General features: G+C 63.2%; 13 protein-coding genes. 2 read left to right on the plus strand and 11 right to left on the minus strand.

The window, feature by feature from the left end; translation table 11 throughout:
• Positions 1 to 72: 72 nt before the first annotated feature.
• Positions 73 to 1,332: an ROK family transcriptional regulator gene (locus Q1A71_RS15820; RefSeq protein WP_299678337.1), complete on the plus strand. Its 1,260-nt coding sequence runs from the start codon at positions 73 to 75 to the stop codon at positions 1,330 to 1,332.
• Positions 1,329 to 2,801 carry a CRTAC1 family protein gene (locus Q1A71_RS15825; RefSeq protein WP_299678340.1) on the plus strand — a complete coding sequence of 491 codons (1,473 nt, stop codon included), beginning with the start codon at positions 1,329 to 1,331 and terminating at the stop codon, positions 2,799 to 2,801. Before Q1A71_RS15820 ends, Q1A71_RS15825 begins: the two co-directional genes overlap by 4 nt.
• Here Q1A71_RS15825 and Q1A71_RS15830 read toward each other — a convergent pair.
• From Q1A71_RS15830 to edd, 11 genes are all read right to left on the minus strand, one after another.
• The gene (locus tag Q1A71_RS15830) at positions 2,798 to 4,105 is read right to left on the minus strand and encodes a cytochrome c peroxidase (protein WP_299678343.1); all 1,308 of its coding nucleotides are present in this window, start codon (positions 4,103 to 4,105) and stop codon (positions 2,798 to 2,800) included. The two genes, Q1A71_RS15825 and Q1A71_RS15830, sit on opposite strands and share 4 nt — an antisense overlap.
• 81 nt (positions 4,106 to 4,186) lie before the next feature.
• Complete coding sequence (locus Q1A71_RS15835; RefSeq protein WP_299678346.1) at positions 4,187 to 5,818, minus strand: alpha-D-glucose phosphate-specific phosphoglucomutase; 1,632 nt, start codon at positions 5,816 to 5,818, stop codon at positions 4,187 to 4,189.
• Between the two features lie 11 nt (positions 5,819 to 5,829).
• On the minus strand, positions 5,830 to 7,836 hold the full coding sequence (malQ, locus tag Q1A71_RS15840; RefSeq protein ID WP_299678349.1) for a 4-alpha-glucanotransferase: 2,007 nt from the start codon (positions 7,834 to 7,836) through the stop codon (positions 5,830 to 5,832).
• Positions 7,833 to 9,929 (minus strand): glycogen debranching protein GlgX, encoded by a 2,097-nt coding sequence (glgX, locus tag Q1A71_RS15845; RefSeq protein ID WP_299678352.1) that lies wholly within the window; start codon positions 9,927 to 9,929, stop codon positions 7,833 to 7,835. Before glgX ends, malQ begins: the two co-directional genes overlap by 4 nt.
• 5 nt (positions 9,930 to 9,934) lie before the next feature.
• Positions 9,935 to 11,389, minus strand: a complete 1,455-nt coding sequence (gene glgA / locus Q1A71_RS15850) for a glycogen synthase GlgA (protein WP_299678355.1) — start codon at positions 11,387 to 11,389, stop codon at positions 9,935 to 9,937.
• A 1-nt stretch (position 11,390) separates the two neighbouring features.
• On the minus strand, positions 11,391 to 12,650 hold the full coding sequence (glgC, locus tag Q1A71_RS15855; RefSeq protein WP_299678358.1) for a glucose-1-phosphate adenylyltransferase: 1,260 nt from the start codon (positions 12,648 to 12,650) through the stop codon (positions 11,391 to 11,393).
• 47 nt (positions 12,651 to 12,697) lie between these two features.
• On the minus strand, positions 12,698 to 14,896 hold the full coding sequence (glgB, locus tag Q1A71_RS15860) for a 1,4-alpha-glucan branching protein GlgB (RefSeq protein ID WP_299678361.1): 2,199 nt from the start codon (positions 14,894 to 14,896) through the stop codon (positions 12,698 to 12,700).
• 12 nt (positions 14,897 to 14,908) lie between these two features.
• Positions 14,909 to 17,332, minus strand: coding sequence for a glycogen/starch/alpha-glucan phosphorylase (locus Q1A71_RS15865; RefSeq protein WP_299678364.1), 2,424 nt, complete (start codon positions 17,330 to 17,332; stop codon positions 14,909 to 14,911).
• Positions 17,333 to 17,431: 99 nt separating this feature from the next.
• Entirely contained in the window at positions 17,432 to 18,358 is a 927-nt protein-coding gene (locus tag Q1A71_RS15870) for a carbohydrate kinase (protein ID WP_299678367.1), read from the minus strand.
• Positions 18,359 to 18,394: 36 nt separating this feature from the next.
• A complete protein-coding gene (gene eda / locus Q1A71_RS15875; protein ID WP_299678370.1) occupies positions 18,395 to 19,036 on the minus strand; it encodes a bifunctional 4-hydroxy-2-oxoglutarate aldolase/2-dehydro-3-deoxy-phosphogluconate aldolase in 642 nt (213 codons plus the stop codon).
• Between the two features lie 13 nt (positions 19,037 to 19,049).
• Entirely contained in the window at positions 19,050 to 20,855 is a 1,806-nt protein-coding gene (edd, locus tag Q1A71_RS15880) for a phosphogluconate dehydratase (protein WP_299678373.1), read from the minus strand.
• Positions 20,856 to 20,879: the final 24 nt, after the last annotated feature.

Raw genomic sequence — 20,879 nt, forward strand, 5'->3', positions numbered from 1 at the left:
ATACCTGATTTCGCAGAGGATTTCGCCAGGATTCATTCCCGTGATGCTCGTATATTTTCGAGGGATGAATAAATGAATCTTGAGATTTCGCAGCGAAGTTTGGGGGGCAGCCCCGCAGGATGCGGCCCGATTCGGCCCGAGGCAGAGGCCTCCGGGCACTCGCTGCGGTACCGCGTCTTTGAGTGCGTGCGTTCGGCGGGACAGATCTCGCGGATTGATCTGGCCAAGCAGCTGAAAGTGAGCCCCGCTTCCATTACAGCGCTTGTGGGTGAGTTATTGGACCTTGGTCTGCTGCGCGAAAGCAACGACACCACGCGCAGCAGTGCCCGGGGCCGCCCCCCCGTGGCGCTGTCCGTGCAACCGGACGCGGGCTATTTCGTCGGGATCAAGCTGGCCCGCGCTCAGCATACCGCGCTGCTGGTCGATGCCGCGGGCCGCCCGCTGGCACAGGCGAACCTGGCCTGCCAGCCGCGCCGCCGGTCGATGGCCCAGATCCTTCAGGAAACCGGGCAGGTGCTGGATGCGCTGCTGGCGGAGGCAGAGCTTGCGCGCGCGGATGTGGCCTGCATCGGATTGGGCATGCCCGGCATGATCGACCACGCCAGCGGGCAGATGGTCTGGTCGCCCATGCTGACCGATACCGACAAGCCCCTGCGGCGGTTGGCCGAGGACGCCTTTGGCGTGCCCGTTGCCGTCGACAATGACGCAAATCTGGTCACGCTGGCCGAGCTGTGGTTCGGCAAGGGACGCGCGATGGCGGATTTCGCCGTGGTCACCATCGAACAAGGCGTCGGCATGGGGCTGGTGATCAACCACAGGCTTTATCGCGGTGCGGGCTCGCTGGGCATGGAGATCGGCCATACCAAGGTGCAGATGGACGGCGCACTGTGCCAATGCGGCCAGCGCGGCTGTCTGGAGGCCTACATCGCCGACTACGCGCTGGTGCGCGAGGCGTCGACCGCGCTGGACCCTGCCAATACCGACACCACGGCGCCCGATGTGATGCTGCAACAGCTCTATGAACAGGCCAAGGCGGGCAACGAGGCGGCCCGCGTGATCTTCCGGCGTGCGGGCCGGTTTCTGGCCCTGGGGCTGGCCAATGTGGTGAACCTCTTTGATCCACCGCTGATCATCCTGGCGGGGGAGCGGATGCAGTACGACTATCTTTATGCCGATGAGGTGCTGCGCGAGATGCACGAGTTGACGTTGAACCGGGTAGACACGCCGCAACAGGTGGAGACCCATGCCTGGGGCGATCTGATGTGGGCGCATGGGGCGGCGGCGCTGGCCCTGTCGGAGATTGCCGATGCAATGGCGGAGGGGCGTGGATGAGAGCGCTGGTCCTCTGCCTTCTGGCGCAGACGGCGACGGCGGAGGTGGTCTTCGAGGATCTTTCCGCAACCTTGCCGGAGCACAGCTATACTGGCGGGTGGGAGCATTTCGTAGGCGGAGGCGTGGCGGTCTTCGATTGCAACGGCGATGCCCTGCCGGACCTGCTGGCCGCTGGTGGCGAGCGCCCTGCCGCGCTGATGGTCAATCAGGGCAGTATGATGTTCGAGGCCGCCCCCCTGCCTGCCTTCACCGGCGTGACCGGGGCCTATCCGCTGGATGCAGATGGTGATGGGTATCTCGATGTGATGCTGTTGCGTGTGGGCGAGAACCAAATCTTGCGCGGCGACGGAGCCTGCAGGTTCGCGCCCGCCAATGCGGCGCTGGGGTTCGACGGTGGCGACGCCTGGTCCACGTCTTTCTCGGCGACCTGGACGGCGGAGGGGCCGGTTCTGGCCATTGGCAACTATGTGGACCGCGACGACCCGGATGGCCCCTTCGAGGCTTGCGATGACAACACCTTGCATCGTTGGGATGGCTCGCGCTTCTTGGCGGAGCGCCTGTCACCGGGGTTCTGCGCGCTGTCGATCCTCTTCGCGCGCGATGCCACCGGTCAGACCCGGCTGCGCCTGTCGAATGACCGGCACTACTATGTCCGCGCGGGCAGCGAGCAAATGTACGATCTGACGGAGCGGCGGTTTCTCGGCCCCGAGGATGGCTGGGAGACCGTGCAGCTCTGGGGCATGGGGATCGCCAGCCGCGACATCACCGGCGATGGCCGTTCGGAGGTGATGCTGACCTCCATGGGGGACCAGCTGCTGCAGATCGCGGAGGCGCATGGGCGTTACAGCCCTGCCCCGTATTCCTTGGGCACCTATGCGCAGCGCCCGCATTCGGGGGACGACGGGCGCCCTTCGACGGGCTGGCACGCGGAGTTTGGAGATGTGAACAACGATGCGCGGCCCGATCTCTTCATTGCGAAGGGCAACGTGGACCAGATGCCAGGTCTCGCAATGGAGGACCCCAACACGCTGCTGATCCAGCAGCTCGATGGGAGCTTCGCTGAGCGATCCGTGGCGGCAGGCGTGGCCACGGTGGATCGGTCGCGCGGTGCAGCGCTGGCCGACCTAGACGGAGACGGGCGTCTGGATCTGGTGGTGGTGAACCGTCGCGCCGCGATGGAACTCTACCGGAACGTCACACCAGCCACGGGGCACTGGCTGGCAGTCGAGCTTCGGATGGAGGGCCCAAACACCCGGGCGATCGGCGCCCTTGTCGAGGTCACGGCGGGGGACCTGTCTCAAGTGCAGGAGATCACCTTGGGCGGCGGCCATGCGGGTGATCAAGCGGGCCCGCTGCACTTCGGTCTGGGAGAGGCTGGAGTGGCCCAGCTGCGGGTCACCTGGCCGGACGGGACGGTCACCACACGGTCGGATGTTGCAGCAGATCAGCGGCTGATACTTCGCCGCTAGCGGTCGATGGGCAGACCGCTGGGCACAGCGTCAGGGATGCCCAGCCGGCCCGCCAACGCCTCGGGATCCTCCAACGTCTCCAGGAAAGCCACAAGTGCCGCGATGTCCGAAGCGCTCAGGGCGCGCGGCTCTAGGGTGATGGCGGAACTCAGCGCAGCCTGCTCCGCCGGATCTTCGAGATGCCGCCAATCATCGGCGCCCGGCAGATCCGGCAGGTCGATCAATGCGGGGTCGAACCGCGCGAAGGCCGCCTTGGGATCACTGTGGTCGGCGAGGAAGGCCGCCAGATCGGCGTGGCTGCCCGTGTGGCCATAGGGTCCGGTTTGCGTGACATTGCGGAGCGACGGTGTGCGGAACGCATAGGCATCCGCCGCGTCTCCCGTGACCCGCATGCGCCCCAGATCGCGGGCATGGCTTTCAAAGCGGGCCGCCTTGCCGGGACCGAACTGTGGAACGCCCGTCGCATGAAAACTGTGGTCGGTCTGGAAAGCGCCCGCATGACAGTCGCTACAGCTCGCGGCCCCATAAAACAGCGCGCGGCCGATTTCGGCTTCGGCTGGCAGCGGCCGCTGACCGCGCAGATAGGCATCGAAAAGGCTGCTGTCGGACCGCCATTCAAAGGCGACAAACGCGGCAATGGCGTCGGAGATGTCCGTGAAGGTCAGGCCATCGCTGTCCGGGAAGGCTGCGGAGATGAACGGTGCATAGCCGGGCGTCTCGGCCACCCGCCTGCTGAGCAGATCCCACGCCCCGCCCTCACCGGTGATGCGGCCCTGCCGGACGGCCTGGCTCACGTCGTTCTCACTGTAGTGCCCGGCCATCTCATCGGGGCTGAGCACCGGGAACATCGTCTGCGCAGACAGCAGATTGGCGAAGCCTTTGTTCATGTCCGCGCCCATGGGGGTACGGAGACCGCCCGGTTTGGTCGGATCGACTTCGATGCGGCCGTCATGAAACATGACGGTGAACTCACGCGCACCGAGATTGAAGAGAGCCGGCGCGTTGCGCGGGATACGTTGTTCCGGCGTATTGTCCGGAGAGGCCCGCCGCTCGGGGCCGAGGCCGACACCTCCCTCGCCCAAGGAAAGCGCCACGCCGTCCCCCGTTGCGAATTTCGGGTGGTGGCAGGTGGCGCATGAAATGTTGCGATTCCCCGAGAGGATCGGATCATAAAAGAGCAACTGCCCAAGCCGGATCTGAGCCGGATCGAGGGGCAGGTAATCCGCATCGCGCAAGGGTTCGGGCAGTTCGGCGGCAGCCGCCGTGCCGATCATCACAGCGGCGATGGCCGCAACTCCCCTCATCCTCACAAGCGCACCTTTGACCACGTTGAACAACCTTAGACATGACAGCGACCCTATCGCACCGCAAGGGCGCGCGGGCCATCAGGTCTTCACATCTGGCTCGGTCCGACCGATCAGGGCCTGCATCTCGGTGATCTCGACCACCGCGTCTCGCACCGCCTGCAGAGCGGCATCTGGGGTGAGGTCATGTGCGGCATCGGGCCCTGCGTACTGCTCCAGATAGACCCGCAAGGTCGCCCCTTCGGTGCCTGTGCCGGACAGCCGCAGCACCGCGCGGCCCTCCCCCGCGAACCAGATCCGCAGGCCCTGATTGTGGCTGACAGAGCCATCGACGGGGTCGTGATAGGAAAACTCGTCCGCTGCCGTGATCTGTACGCCCGCATGGGTCTGCCCGGGCAGCTTGGCAAGCTTGTCCCGCAACCCTTGCATGAGCGCGTTGGCCGCATCAGCCGGCACGGCCTCATAGTCATGGCGCGAGTAGTAGTTGCGCCCGTAGGTCGCCCAGTGATCAACTAGGATCTCGGCCACGGACTGGCCCCGTTCGGCCAGCACGTTGAGCCAGAGCAAGACCGCCCAGAGACCGTCTTTCTCGCGGACATGATCAGAGCCGGTGCCCGCGCTCTCCTCGCCGCAGAGGGTGACCTTGCCCGCATCGAGCAGGTTGCCGAAGAATTTCCACCCGGTCGGCGTTTCGAAGGAGGCAAGGCCCAGCCGCTCCGCCACCTTGTCGCTGGCCCCGCTGGTTGGCATCGACCGGGCGACACCCGCTAGGCCAGCGGAATAGCCCGGTGCGAGTTGGGCATTGGCGGCCAGAACTGCGAGACTGTCGGACGGGGTCACGTAGATCCCGCGTCCGACGATCATGTTGCGATCCCCGTCGCCGTCCGAGGCGGCCCCGAAATCCGGGGCGCTGTCAGACATCATCTCGTCCATCAGCGTCTTGGCCCAGACCGGGTTCGGGTCGGGATGACCGCCGCCGAAGTCTTCGGATGGAACGGCGTTGATCACGGTGCCGTCCGGCGCGCCGAGAGCGTCTTCGAGGATGGCCTTGGCGTAGGGGCCGGTCACCGCGTGCATTGCATCGAACCGCATGGTGAAGCCATTGGCGAAGAGCGCCTTGATTTTATCAAAGTCGAAGAGCTTTTGCATCAGCGCCTGATAGTCGGACACAGGATCGACGATCTCGACCTCCATGCTGCCAAGCTGTGTCGTCCCGCAGATGGACAGATCCAGATCGGGCGCGTCGATGGTCTGGTATTCGGTGATGCGTTGCGTTTCCTCGAACATCGCCTGGGTGATGTGTTCGGGTGCGGGGCCGCCGTTGCCGACATTGTACTTCACACCGAAATCCGCGTCGATCCCGCCCGGGTTATGGCTGGCCGACAGCACAAAGCCACCATCGGTCTTGCGTTGGCGGATGAGGTTGGAGACCGCGGGCGTGGAGAGCAGCCCCCCCTGCCCGACAATGGCCTTCGCCGCCCCATTGGCGGCGGCCATCCGCAACATTGTCTGGATCGCCGCGCGGTTGAAGAACCGGCCATCGCCGCCGAGCACGAAGGTCTTGCCCTTTGCCCCGCCGATGGCCGTGAAGGTGGCCTGAACGAAACACTCCAGATACCCCGGTTCCATGAAGACGCGTGTCTTCTTGCGCAGACCCGAAGTTCCGGGCTTTTGCCCCTCGAATGGTCCTTTGGACACGGTTTGAACGGTCATAAACGCTCCTTTCAACTCTGTCTCGTCGGTGGTCCGCTGCGCCCCGCGGCGGCCATGGTCTCTGCGATCTGCGCAACCCCGGGCTGGGTCGCCAGATCCTCGAGCGCGACCGGGCTCCGGCGGCGCCAATTTGGGTGCTCATCCACGGTGCCGGGCAGGTTCTGGGTGTCTTCGACATCCAGCAGGTCGTCGAGTTGCACCGCTGCCAAAGCCGTGGGCGCATCGGCCAGTCTGCGGTGCACCGTATCGCGCAGATCGGTGGCGCTCCGCCCGGCGAACTCGGCGGTCGGAACACCCAGAAGGTCAGCCTTTTCGGCATCCCTCTGGCGCTGTGCCCGCTTGCGACCGTTCGCGTCGATCCAGCCGAGCTTGTGCCAGCAGTCGATGTCGCGCCCGGCCCAGAAGCCCGCGACCGTTGGGGTGTCGTGGGTGGCGAAACAGGCCAGAGACTGCGGGCGCAGGTCCTTTGCGTCGCGAAACTTTCCGGCAGCGGTCTTTTCATATTGGAGCACCGTATAGCCGTAAAAGCCCTTTGCGGCCATCGTGTCGCGAAAGCCCTCAGGTACGAGGCCGAGATCTTCTCCGACAATCAGCGTACCGGCGCGGTGAGCCTCGATCGCGATGATGGCCATGAGTGCCTCGAACGGCTGACGGATATAGCCGCCGGGGCTGCCGTCCTCCGGGATCCAATAGCTGCGGTTGAGCCCCAGCGCGTGGTCGATGCGCAACAGGCCACAGTGGCGCATCGCCTGCCTCAGGATCTGGCGCAGAGGCGCATAGTCCTGTTCAGCGAGAGCCCGAGGTGCATAGGCTGCAAGCTGCCAGTTCTGTCCCGCGGGGCTGAGGTGGTCAGGCGGCGCACCGAGCGAGACGCCATGCGCCATGGCCGTGGATGCGCACCAGGCCTCTGCGCCGTCCAGCCGGGCGCCGACCGCAAGGTCGAGGTAGAGGCCAAGGGCAAGACCGCCCTCTTGCGCGCGTGCGTGGGCGGCTTCGAGTTGCCGGTCCGCCACCCATTGCAGCCAGATGTGAAATCCCGCCGCGTCTGGCAAGTCGAGAGCCCGCGCTCTGTCCGCAGTGCGCACCCCGTCGGGCCAGTGGCGGCAATCCGGCCCATGCTCCGTGCTCAGGCATTCGAACCGCGCGAAATCCTGCAACGCGGTGCCTGCAGTCTCGTAGAACCTCTTCAGGGAGGCGCGCTCGGATGCGGTCGCGTTGGACTGAAAGTGATCATAGGCCGCGTGCAGCGCCGTGCGGTGATGTCGGGCATGCGCCGCGTAGTCGATGAAATCGTCTTTGCTGGACGGGCCTGACGGCACAGCCCCAGCCACCTTATCAAGTGCGATGTGGTTGGTGTTCAGGAAACCGCGGTGGCTCGGTGAATAGGGGCTGATCACGTCCTGCGCGGCCCAGCCGAGGGCGTGCACCGGGTTCAAGCCCACAAACCCGGCCCCGAGCGGCCCGAATATCTCTGCAAGCCGGGCGAGGTCCTCGAAATCGCCAAGCCCGCCGTTGCGATCCGATTTCAGACCGTAGAGCGCCGCCACCGCGCCCCATGCGGTCCGCACATGTGCCACGTCCTGCAAGGATGGCGCGCGGGTGGGGGCGACGATCACTCTGCAGACCGCACGGCTCCGGCCGTGGCGAGCGTGCAGGTGATGCAGGCCCGTGGGCAGAGCGGGAAGATCAATCCGGTCTTGCGCGGTGCCCTCGGCGAGGACGTCATCGGAGCCCTCCCGCAGCACGTGCCACGCCACCTCTCCCTTGCACGACAGCGATGCCGGAGACCCGCTGTCCATCACCGCGTCCTCGGGAACAATCCGCGCCTTCGCTTCGGCACACAGGCACGTCAGAGTGTCCCGCACCTCCGACGCGGTGCCCACATCGAGACCATTCGCCCGCAGAAGAGCACGCTGCGTTTCGGGTGCCGTGGGACGTGTCACGCCGTCCAGATCGCGGAAAGAATCAAAAACACCGCAGAGACGGGCCAGATCTGCAAGCTCGGCGTCCGAATTCATGCCGACCCTGCCGCATCGGTCAGCGTGAGCAGGACAACAGAGGGCCCGGAGACGGTGACCCCGTCAGCCGACACCACCGCTTGTCCGTCCTCTCCAAGCGTGCTGTCGAACGCACAGACCCAAGCGCGACCGGCAGGCGCTGGCGGACAACGCACCTGCGCGGCGGCATCGGATCGATTGAAGACCACGAAGACAACATCGTCACTTTGCAGGTGGGTGGCGATTTCGGCGGAGCCCCGCAGGGTGACGCAAAAACTCGAAAGCCCCGGATCGCGCCAGTTCAGCGGATGGCCGTCAAAATCCGACCACTCCACATCGGGCAAGCCATCCTTGGGCCGCAGCGCCGCATGCAGGAACCGCGACTGACGCAACGCCGGGTGGCGTTTGCGGAGCGCTGTAAGCTCCGCCACGAAGGCTGTCATCTCGACATCGGCCTCCGGCCAGTCGAGCCAGGTCAGCTCATTATCCTGGCAGTAGGCATTGTTGTTGCCCTTCTGGGACTGGCCCAGCTCGTCGCCGGAAAGCAGCATCGGCGTGCCTTGCGACACAAAAAGCGTGGCCAGCATGTTGCGCTGGCGTTGCACGCGGCGCGTGGCGATTTCCGGATCCGTTGTTGGGCCTTCCACGCCGCAGTTGTCGGAGTAATTGGCATGGTGGCCATCCTGATTGCTCTCGCCGTTGGCCTCATTATGGCGACGGCTGTACCGGGTGATGTCGGCGAGCGTGAAACCGTCATGCGCGGCGATGAAGTTCACGGACGACCAGGCGCGCCGGCCACCACGGTCGAACTCTCCGGCAGACCCCAGGAGGCGTGCACCCAGTTCCTGCGCACTGTGCACATCGCCGCGCCAAAACCGCCGGACCGTGTCGCGGTAGGCGTCGTTCCATTCGGCGAATTTGGGAGGAAACTGTCCGAGACGATACCCGCCGGGCCCGATATCCCAAGGCTCGGCGATCAGCTTGGTTCCCGCCAGAACCGGATCCTGTCGCAGAGCGTCAAGGAAGCCGCCATGGGCATCGAAGCCGTGGTCCTCGCGTGCGAGCGTGGTGGCGAGATCAAAGCGGAAGCCATCGACACCCATGCATTCGACCCAGAACCGCAACGAATCCATGACCATACGCAGCACATGCGGATGCGAGACATTGACGGTATTGCCGGTGCCCGTGTCATTCACATAATAACGCGGTTGACCACTGAGCAGCCGATAATACGAGGCATTGTCCAACCCGCGAAACGACAGCGTCGGCCCGCGGTGGTCGCCCTCGGCGGTATGGTTGTAGACCACGTCGAGCAGCACCTCGATACCGGCGGCGTGAAACCGCTCCACCATCTGACGGAACCCGGCAAAACCGGCCGGGCCGAAATATCGTGGCTCGGGCGCAAAGAAGCCAATTGTGTTGTAGCCCCAGTAGTTTGTGAGGCCTTTTTCAAGCAAAAACCCATCATTGATCAGCGCATGTACGGGCATCAGTTCAATAGCGGTGACGCCGATCCTGTGCAGATGATCGATCACCGCGTCTGAGGCCAAGCCATCATATGTGCCGCGCAGTCCTTCGGCCACATCAGGGTGGCGCTGGGTGAGCCCCTTGACATGCGCCTCGTAGATCAGCGTCTCGTCCCAGGGTGTGCCGGACGGACGGGCGCATGCGGCGAAGATGACGGGATCGGAGATCACGGATCTGGGCACGAACGGCGCGGAATCGCGCGAGTCAAACGAAAGATCTTCGGCGCTGGAGCTGCGATCATACCCAAGTGTTGCAGGATCGTTGCGCCAGGCGCCGCGAAGTTCACGGGTATAGGGATCCAGCAACAGCTTGTTGGGATTGAAGCGATGCCCACGTTCGGGCGCGTAAACCCCATGGGCGCGGTACCCGTAGAGTGTTCCGGGCTGGAGCCCCGTGACATAGCCGTGCCAAATATCGCCAGTCCGCTCCGGCAGCGCCAGTCGCGTGGTTTCACGATGGCCGTCGGGGCTGAAAAGACACAGCTCGATCTTGCTGGCATGCGCCGAGAAGATCGCGAAGTTCACGCCTTCGCCATCAAATTGCGCACCCAGTCGGGCAGGGCTTCCCGAGGTGATCGCATGCGCCATCGGAGTCACCCCTGTGCTGCGTCAGTTGTGACGAGATCCGCGTAGATGTCGCGGTAAGCGGCAGCGGAGACATCCCAGCCCACCGGGTGCCGCATCGCACGGCGCATCATGGCGGCCCATTCGGTCGGCTGCGCATAGAGATCGCAGGTGCGGTGAATGGCCTGCTCCAGAGCTGCGGTTGTGACGGGTGCAAACTGCACTCCGGTGGCACATTTTGCCGCCCGGGCCGCCTCGTTCGCGTCAATGACCGTATCGGCCAGCCCCCCGGTCCGCGCCACAACGGGCAAGGTGCCATAGCGCAGCCCGTAGAGTTGTGTCAGACCACAAGGCTCGAAGCGGGACGGGATCAGAATGGCATCGCTGCCGCCTTGCATCAAATGCGAGAGCGGCTCGTCATAACCGATGATCACACCGACCGCACCGGGATGCGCATGGGCCGCGGCCACATAGCCGGCCTCGAGCGCCTTGTCGCCGCTGCCCAGCACCGCCAACCCCGCGCCGCGCCCCACCAATGCGGGCAGGGCATCTAGCAGCATGTCGAGCCCCTTCTGCGTCGTCAGACGGCTGATGACACAGAAGAGCGGGCCCTGCAGATCTGGTTGAAGGCCGAAGCGCCGGAGCACCTCGCCCCGGTTTGCCGCCTTGGCTTTCAGTCGCCTTGCGGAGTAAGGCGTTTCGAGGGCCGGGTCGTCTTCCGGGTTCCAGGCCTGCAGGTCGATACCATTGAGAATGCCGGAGAGATCCGCCTGCCGCGCCCGCATCAGCCCTTCCAGCCCCATACCGAATTCGGGCTGCATCAGTTCGCGCGCGTAAGTCGGGCTGACGGTGGTGATCTTCCCGGCGAAGACCACGCCGGCTTTGAGAAAACCAATGCGGCCAAAATACTCCATCCCCTCAGAGGTGTAGAGCGCGGACGACAGGCCCAGCGAGGTCATGAGCGAGGCGTCGAAAAGCCCTTGGAACGCGATGTTGTGGATCGTCAGCACACAGGGCGGTGTCGGCGCATCGGATTGATGCAGATAAGCGGGCACGAGGCCTGCCTGCCAATCATGCGCATGCACAATATCCGGTTGCCAGTTTTCAAGCGCGCCCATGGCCACCTCGGCCGCCGCGTAGGACAGTGCAGCAAAACGCTGAGCATTGTCGGGCCAGTCTTGCCCGTCGGAGCCCAGGTATATGTTGCCGGGCCGGTCATAGAGATGCGGCGCATCGAGAAGAAGGAGGTCGATCTCCTCGGCTTTCGCTGCGATAAGGCGCGCGGGCCCACCCTGCAAATCCGCATGATGCCAGACCTCTTCACCAGCGGCTGCGACCTCGGCAAGTGCGGGGTAGGCAGGCAGCATGACCCGCGCGGTTACGCCCAGCGGAGCGAGCGCCTTGGGCAGCGCGCCCACAACATCGGCAAGCCCGCCCGTCTTGACGAAAGGCGCACATTCCGACGCCACGAAGAGCAAATTCACGTTAGAGATCCAGTTTGTCGATCATCGGTTGTGTAATAAGGCAGGTGCCGTTTGCCGTCCGCCGGAACCGCTTGGCATCCTCCTCCGGATCTTCACCGACAACGAGGCCTTGCGGGATCACAACGCCCCTGTCAATCACCACGTTTGTCAGCTGCGCATTGCGGTTGATTTCCACATAGGGCAGAGCAACAACGCCGTTCAACTGCGAAAAAGAGTGCGTGCGCACGCCCGTGAAGAGCAGGCATTGATCGAGGCTGGAGCCGGAGATGATACAGCCGCCCGAGACCATCGACGAGACCGCGTGACCCCGCCTGCCCTCCTCATTGTGGATGAACTTGGCGGGCGCGGTGAGCTCGGAATAGGTCCAGATCGGCCACTCGTTGTCGTGAAGATCGAGTTCGGGCGTGAAATCCGTGAGATCGATATTGGCCTGCCAGAAGGCGTCGACCGTGCCCACGTCGCGCCAATAGGCCTTCTTCTCGAGGCTCGAACGCACGCAGGAGCGGCTGAAGGCATGGGCGACGGCCTTGCCGTTTTTCACGATCTCAGGAATGACATCACCGCCAAAGTCATGGTTGTAATCCGGCTTTTCTGCGCAATCCGCCAGGATCTTGAAGAGATACTCCGTCTCGAAGACGTAAATGCCCATGCTGGCCAGCGCTTGATCCGGGTGACCGGGCATCGCGGGCGGGTCGGCGGGCTTTTCGATGAAATCGAGGATCTTATCCTCGGTGTCGACCTTCATCACGCCGAACCCCGTGGCCTCCATGCGCGGCACCTCGATGCAGCCCACGGTGACATCTGCGCCGCTCTCCACGTGGTGATGGATCATCTGCGCGTAGTCCTGCTTGTAGATGTGATCGCCCGCGAGGATCACGATGTATTTGGGGCCGTAGCCCTCGATGATGTCCTTGTTCTGGGCCACCGCATCCGCTGTGCCCTTGTACCAATTCTCATTGTCGAGCTGTTGCGAGGCCGGGAGGATATCAAGCGACTCGTTGCGCTCAGCCCGGAAAAAGCTCCAGCCGCGCTGCAGATGCCGGATCAGCGAATGCGCCTTGTACTGTGTTGCGACGCCAATACGCCTGATGCCGGAATTGACCGCGTTGGACAGGGGAAAGTCGATGATCCGGCTCTTTCCACCGAAATACATTGCCGGTTTGGCGCGCCGGTCGGTCAGCTCGTAGAGCCGACTGCCGCGCCCCCCTGCAAGCACGAACGCCATCGTTTGCTGCGCAAGCCGCTGGGTTTCTCTATCCATATCCATGTCCTCCCCTCTGTTTTTATTTGCTTCTTCAGATCGAAGCGTCAGGCACGCTCCAATTCGAAGAAGAGTGTCGTCAAGGGTGGCAAGGTGATCTGGATCGACTGCGCCCTCCCTGACGCCGCCACCTGATCGCTTTCCACCCCTCCGAAGTTTCCGCGACCATCGCCGCTGTAAAACTCCGAATTTGTGTTCAAACGCTCGATCCAGCGGCCTTGTTCCGGCACGCCGATGCGACGTTCTGTCCGCTCCACTGGCGTGAAATTGGAGACAACCAGCACCGGCGACGTGCCATCGGTGCCGTGGCGGATCCATGCAAAAACGGATTCGTCGCCGTTGTTCTCTTCTATCCACTCAAAGCCGTCTGGTGTCGTATCCTGCTGGTAGAGGGCAGGATGCACCCGATAGAGCGCATTGAGATCGCGGATCAGCGTCTGGATGCCCTTGTGCAAATCGTTGTCGAGCAGGTGCCAATCAAGGCTGCTGTCGTGGTTCCACTCGGCACCTTGGGCAAATTCGGAGCCCATGAAGAGCAGTTTTTTGCCCGGATGACCCCACATGAAGCCGTAGTAGGCGCGCAGGTTCGCGAATTTCTCCGCCCCCTGCCCCGGCATCTTGTCAAGCAGCGAACCCTTGCCGTGCACCACCTCATCATGGCTCAGCGGCAGGATGAAGTTTTCCGAGAAGGCGTAGTGCAGCCCAAAGGTCATCTTCGAGTGATGGTATTTGCGATGGATCGGGTCTTCGGACATGTAGCTGAGCGTGTCATTCATCCAGCCCATGTTCCACTTGAACCCAAAGCCCAGCCCTCCGGCATCGGTCGGTGCGCTGACGCCCGGAAAGGCGGTGCTCTCCTCGGCCACGGTCATGATGCCGTCGACTTCGCCGTAGGCGGTCGTGTTCATGTTCTGCAGGAAGGCAATGGCCTCGTAGTTTTCGCGCCCGCCGTCCTTGTTGGGGATCCACTCCCCCTCCTTGCGGCTGTAGTCGCGATAGAGCATGGAGGCCACCGCGTCGACGCGCAGCCCGTCAAGGTGATGCTCCTGCAGCCAGTAGAGCGCATTTGCGATCAGATAGTTGGAGACCTCGGCGCGCCCGTAGTTGAAGACCATCGTGTTCCAGTCGGGGTGGAAGCCTTCCTTCGGGTCGGCATGTTCGTAGAGTGCTGTGCCGTCGAATTTCGCGAGCCCGTGCGGATCTTCGGGGAAGTGCCCGGGCACCCAGTCGAGGATCACACCGATGTCTGCTTTATGTGCTGCCTCTATGAAGGCACGAAACTCGGCGGGTGTGCCGTGGCGGATCGTCGGCGCGAAGAGGCCCACGGGCTGATAACCCCAGGAGCCGTCGAAGGGAAACTCCGAGATCGGCATCAGCTCGATGTGGGTGAAGCCCATCTCCTTGGCATAGGAGACCAGCTGCTCGGCGTGCTCGAGATAGCTGAGCGGGCGATTGCCCTCCTCGGGTACCCGGCGCCAGGAACCGAGGTGCACCTCATAGATCGAGATCGGCTGATCAAACCGCTGTTGCGCGCCACGCTTGGCCATCCAAGCAGCATCGCCCCAGTCATGATTGCGGATGTCTCGAACAACGGAGCCGGTGCGCGGCGGGTGTTCGGCGCCGAACCCGACCGGATCCGCCTTCTGCGGCAGAAGATGGCCGTGGCCGTCCAGCACCTCGAATTTGTACACTTCACCATCGCCGATGCCGGGCACGAATGTCTCCCAGACCCCGGTCTGACCGCGACGACGCAGCAGGTAGCGGTGACCGTCCCAGCTGTTGAAATCGCCCACCACCGAAACGCGGGAGGCATTGGGCGCCCAGACGGCGAAGTGAGTCCCCGGCACCCCCTCATGGGTCATCACATGCGCACCCAGCACCTGCCAGAGCTGGCGATGGGTGCCCTCACCGATCAGATGTTCATCCCAATCCCCCATGACAGGGCCGAAGCGATAGGGGTCATCCGCGATCCAGTGATGTCCGTCGCGGGCAATCCTCAAATGGTAGGCAAATCGGTTCTTTCGACGCACGGCGATGCCTTCGAAGAGGCCGTGGGCTCCGTCGACGGGCGTAAGCGCCACGATGCGCTGTTTTGTCTTTGGGTCCACCGCTTCGATGCTCTCTGCACCCGGCACATAGGCGCGCACGACCCACTTTCCCGCCATCTGGTGGAGACCCAGCACGGAAAACGGGTCATCATGACGGCCTTCGATAAGGGCTTCGGTATCCTGTGGAGTGAGTGTCAACGCGGCTCCTTTCTAGGCGACATCCTTCCGCGAAGCGCGGGAAGCAATCAGGCTCGAGGCGTTCCAGATATCACGTGCATACCCCGTGATTGTCCGATCGGAGGAGAACCAGCCTACGCGGGCCGTGTTCAACGCGGCCATCCGGGTCCAATTGTTTTGATCTGCAAAGGCCATGTCCACGGTCCGCTGCATGTCGAAGTAACTGTCGAAATCGCAGGTCACGAGGAAGTAGTCATGGTCGAGCAGGCCCTGGACCAGACCACTGTACCGCGATTTGTCCGACGGCGAGAACGCACCGCTTTCGATTTGCTTCAGCACCCGTGACAGACGCGGGCTCGCCTCGACGGCGCGGCGCGCATAGTTCGGCTCTGTCCGGCGCGCCGCAACCTCCGCCGCCGTCAGTCCGAAGAGGAAGAAGTTCTCTGCCCCCACGCAGTCGCGGATCTCGACATTCGCCCCGTCCAGCGTGCCAATGGTCGGTGCACCATTCAGCGCAAACTTCATGTTACCTGTGCCGGACGCCTCCTTGCCCGCGGTGGAGATTTGTTCGGAAAGGTCTGCCGCCGGGATCAGGATTTCAGCCATGGAGACGTTGTAGTTCTCCGGATAGACGATCTGGAGCAGACCCTGGGTTTTGAGGTCCGCGTTGATCACCTTGGCCGTATCGTTGGTCAGATGAATGATTTCCTTCGCCACAACATAGCCAGGCGCGGCTTTGCCTCCGAAAATCTTGACCCGCGGCGTCCAATTCGCGTTCGGGGCGTCATGGATATCATTCCAAAGCGCAATGGTTTCCAAGAGGTTCATCAACTGGCGCTTGTATTCGTGAATGCGCTTGATCTGCACATCGAACATTGCAGCGGGATCAATCGTGAGGTCGTCGCGGGTCTTGAGCCAGTTCGAGAGGCGCCGCTTGTTGGCGTCCTTGGCGTCCTGAAATCTGTCAAGGAAGGCCGCGTCACCGGCGTGCGCGCTTAGCCCTTCGAGCTGTTGCAGATCATCGGGCCAGGACGTGCCGATGGTCTCGTTGATCAGGCTCCGCAACGGCGGGTTGCAGGAGTAAAGCCACCGCCGCGGCGTGATCCCGTTGGTCTGGTTGATGATCCGGCCCGGGTAGTCGCGGTTCAGGTCGGCAAAGACCGTCTCCTTCACCAGATCGGAGTGCAGGGCGGAGACACCGTTCACGCGATGGGCCATCACAAACGCCAGCTCGCCCATTTTCACCTCGCCATGCTCGATGATGCGCACGGCGCTGTCGGTCTCCGCCAAATGGGCCGCTTCGATCAGTTGGATGATCCGATGATGGCGCGGCAGCACGCGGGTGAAGAGATCTTCGGGCCAGCGCTCAAGCGCTTCGGGCAAAAGGGTGTGGTTGGTGTAGGCGAGGCAACGGCGGGCCGTGCTGATCGCCTGCGCCACTTCCATGCCGTGCGTGTCCATCAAGAGCCGGACCAGTTCGGGCCCCGCAACCGCGGGATGGGTATCGTTGAGCTGGATCGCGACATGGTTGGGCAGATCGGAAAGCTCGCCACCCTCGCTGAGAAAGCGCCGCAGCAGGTCCTGAATGGAGGCAGAGGTGAAGAAATACTCCTGTTTCAGCCGCAGTTCCTTGCCGATCTCCGTCGTATCATCGGGATAGAGAACGCGGCTGATCGTCCGAGCCAGCGCTTCGGGCGCGCTGGCGGCGATGTAGTCCCCGCGGTTGAAACTCGCCAGGTCAAAGGCCGTCGTCGGCTTGGCCGACCAAAGGCGCAGCGTGTTGGCCCAGCGACCCTGCCAACCAATCACAGGCGTATCATAGGCAGACGCCATGACGGTTTCAGCCGGGTGCCAGACGGGCTTGCCGTCGTGATCCTCCACATGACCGCCAAACCCAATCGGATAGCTGACCTCTGGGCGTTCGAACTCCCAGGCATGGCGTTGGGCCAGCCAGGTTTCTGCAGTCTCCATTTGCGCCCCATCTTCGAAATGCTGCTCGAAGAGGCCGTGCTCATAGCGGATGCCATAGCCGTAAGCGGGAATTCCAAGCGTGGAGAGAGAGTCCATAAAGCAAGCCGCAAGGCGACCAAGACCACCATTGCCGAGTGCCGCATCTGGTTCATTCGCAACGACCGCGCCATAATCCTGACCCAGCTCGGTCAACGCTGCTTCGGCCACTGCATCGAGCCCGAGATTGACCGCGACATCTTCGATCAGACGCCCGATCAGAAACTCCATCGACAGATAGTAGACCCGTTTGCCTTGGGCCTCATACGTCTTGCGCGTACTCTCAAACCACGGATCGACCACCCGGTCACGCAGAGCCAGTGACAGCGACATGCGCCAGTCGTAGAGCGCGGCGTGACCTTCGTCCTTGCCGAGCGAGTGTTTCAGATGGCGCAGAATTTCCGCGCTGAGATCTTGGGGTGTTACCGGGGGAATACTCATGTCAGACATCGGATCTCTTCACTTATGGGTTCATGGACGCGCGAGGCATCGGACTATGCAATTCCTCTGGTGATATATGTTTTGCATCGAGGACAACAGCGGTGATTGTCAAAGCTCGTGGGCCCAAGGCGGATTTGCCCCAGCCCTTGCAACAGTCACGGCTGCAACTCGCGCGCCATGGGCCAAGGCGCGGGTCAGTGCTGCGGGGTCGATTTCGGACCTCTTGGATTTGGACAGAAGGCCATCCTCGGCGAGTTTGGAGAGCACTCCCGCGTTGAACGTATCTCCTGCCCCGACAGTGTCCACGACCGCGACCCGCTCGGCGGGCACGTTCACGACCGGGCCATTGGCAAGAATGGCAGACGCGCCTTCCGAGCCCCGGGTGACGATGACCACCTGTGGCCCGGCTGCACAGAGGCGCCTGGCCTTGTCCTCGAGGCCGGCCGCATCGGGCACAATCCAATCAAGATCCTCGTCAGAGACCTTCACGATGTCCGATACGGCGACCATGCGATCAAGACGTGCGCGGTAGCGCGCTGCGTCCTTCACGAACGCCGCGCGAATATTTGGATCAATCATGATCAGACGACGCGGTGCCTCCCGCTCTGCGAGAGCGGCATAGAACTCGGCGCAGGGTTCGCTGATCAGGCTTATGCCACCGAAATAGAGCGCCGCTGCAGCGTCCGGCAGATCGGGGAGCTGGTCCGGGGTCAGGCTGCGTCCAGCCGTGTTTTCGTCGTAGAACGTATAGCGGGCCTGGCCGTTGGTCAGTTGCACAAAGGCCAGCGTTGTGGGCAGTGGCGAGCGGATCACGTGGCTGCAATCCACCCCGCTTTCAACCAGTGCCTCGGAAAGCTGCATCCCGAACAGGTCTTGCGAAAGGCCGGTGACGAACCCGGTTTCCTGCCCCAGGCGTCCAAGCGCTATGGCGGTATTGAAGACCGCGCCACCCGCATGCGGCGTAAAGCAGTTGCGCCCATCGACGGTGGTCGACGGGATCATGTCGATCAGGGCTTCACCGCAGCAGATGATCATGGTCCGGCTCTCCTTCCGCATCACCAATCGCTTGATCTACGCCTTCAGTTTCGATGCGTCTTGCGCCAGCGCCTCGATCCCGGCCCAATCCCCGCTTGCAACGAGATCGGACGGAGCAACCCAACTGCCTCCGGCACAAAGGACATTCGGCAAGTCGAGATACTCCTGCGCATTCTTCGGGCTGACGCCCCCCGTCGGGCAGAAGCTGATTTGCGGCAGAGGTCCACCGATAGCCTTGAGCGCGGGGGCACCGCCTGAGGCTTCAGCAGGAAAGAACTTCAGGACATCATAGCCGCGTTCCAACAGCCGCATCGCCTCAGACGCGGTCGCAGCGCCCGCAAGCAGCGGCAAGCCTTCGGCCTCGCAAGCCTCCAGCAGAGCCTCGGTCGCCCCTGGGGAGACACCGAAGGTGGCGCCTGCCGCCTTTGCGTTTTTCACGTCCTGGGGACTGACCAGGGTCCCCGCCCCCACGACACCGCCTTTGACCTTCGCCATCTCCGAAATGGCCTCGAGAGCGGCAGGTGTGCGGAACGTGACTTCCAGCGCAGGCAAGCCGCCTGCCACGAGGGCCTCGGCCAGGGGTCGGGCATGCGCGGCCTCCTTCACGACGAGCACCGGCACGATGGGTGCCAACCTGCAAATCTCGCGAGCGCGTTTGCTGGCCTCTTGCGGGGTCATCGGATGTCCTTTCCTAGAAGAGCACGCTGGCGCCGGTGTCAGCGGTCCCGACAGACCGGCGGAACTGTGCAAAGAGTTCACGACCCAGACCGAATTCATTCGCGCCGAGATTGGCGCGGACGGGCTCGCGGTCGAGCACACCCGGCGTCTTGATCTCAAGCTCGCCGGTTGTGGCGTCCACGCGGAGGATATCACCATCCTGAAGTTTGGAGATCGCACCGCCGTCCAGAGCCTCGGGACTGACGTGGATGGCCGCTGGGACGGAGCCCGAGGCGCCTGACATGCGCCCGTCGGTGACCAGTGCCACATTGATCCCCCGCGCCTGCAGGTTCTTCAGAAGCGGCGTCAGGCTGTGCAACTCGGGCATGCCATTGGCCTTCGGGCCCTGAAAGCGCACCACAACGACTGTATCTTCCGTGATCTCCTGCGCGCGGCAGGCGACCTTGACCTCCTCCTGATCGTGGAAGACGCGCACGGGCGCCTCGACGATCTGATGCTCTGGCTTCACGGCAGAGACCTTCATGACAGCGTTGCCAAGGGACCCGCTCATGCGTTTCAGGCCGCCCGTTGGCTGGAACGGGTCTGACGCGGGCCGCAGGATCTTTTCGTTCAAGCTGTGCGGCGCGCCCTCTTCCCAGACCAGCGCACCATCTCTGAGCTTGGGTTCCCGCGTATAGGCCTCCAACCCACCACCAGCGACAGTCTTTGTGTCTGCATGCAGAAGACCCGCGCCCAGAAGCTCACGGATCATGTAGCCCAAGCCTCCGGCGGCGTGGAAATGATTCACATCCGCCAGGCCGTTGGGATAGACCCGCGCGAGCAGTGGCGTCACCTCGGACAGATCGGAGAAGTCCTGCCAGTCGAGGAGGATGCCGCCTGCGCGCGCCATGGCAACCAGATGGATCAGCAGGTTCGTCGAGCCACCCGTCGCGTTCAGCCCGATGATGCCATTCACAAAGGCCTTCTCGTCCAGCACGTCACAAACCGGCAGGTAGGTGTCGCCCAGATCCGAATGCGCCAATGCGCGCTGCGCGCCCGCCCTAGTGAGCGCATCGCGAATCTCGGTATTGGGAGTGACAAAACTGGTGCCGGGCAGGTGCATGCCCATGAATTCCAAGAGCATCTGGTTGGTATTGGCAGTGCCGTAGAAGGTGCAGGTGCCCGGACCGTGGTAAGCGCCCATTTCCGCCTTCATCAGCGCGTCTCGGTCGACCTCACCAGCGGCAAACTTCTGGCGTACTTGGGATTTTTCTTCGTTCGAGAGGCCCGAGGTCATCGGACCCGCAGGCAGGAAGACCGTCGGGATATGGCCGAATGTCTGCGCGGCGATAATCAGCCCCGGTACGATCTTGTCGCACACACCCAGATAGACCGCCGCATCGAAGGTGTTGTGCGTCATCGCGATGCCCGTCGCCATGGCGATGAGGTCGCGGGAGAAGAGGCTCAACTCCATGCCCGGCTCGCCTTGGGTCACGCCATCACACATGGCGGGCACGCCACCTGCGACCTGCGCCGTGGCACCCACTTCGCGCGCTGCCTCCCGGATCAGATCGGGAAACCGCTCGAACGGCTGATGCGCCGAGAGCATGTCATTGTAGGTCGTCACAATCGCGAGGTTCGGCGCCTGTTCAGTGGCCAGTGCGTCTTGATCCGGGCCCGCACCCGCATAGGCATGCGCCTGTCCGCTGCAACTGAGATGCCCGCGCGCAGGGCCTTTCACGCGGGCGGCTTGCATGCGGGCCAGATAGTCGCCACGCGGCCCCTCGCTGCGGGCGATGATCCGGTCGGTGACGCGGGCAATCGTGTCGTTCAAGGGCATCTCGGTTCCTTTCGGTCCCTGGAC

Source organism: uncultured Roseobacter sp. (genome assembly GCF_947493125.1).
Lineage (GTDB): Bacteria > Pseudomonadota > Alphaproteobacteria > Rhodobacterales > Rhodobacteraceae > Roseobacter.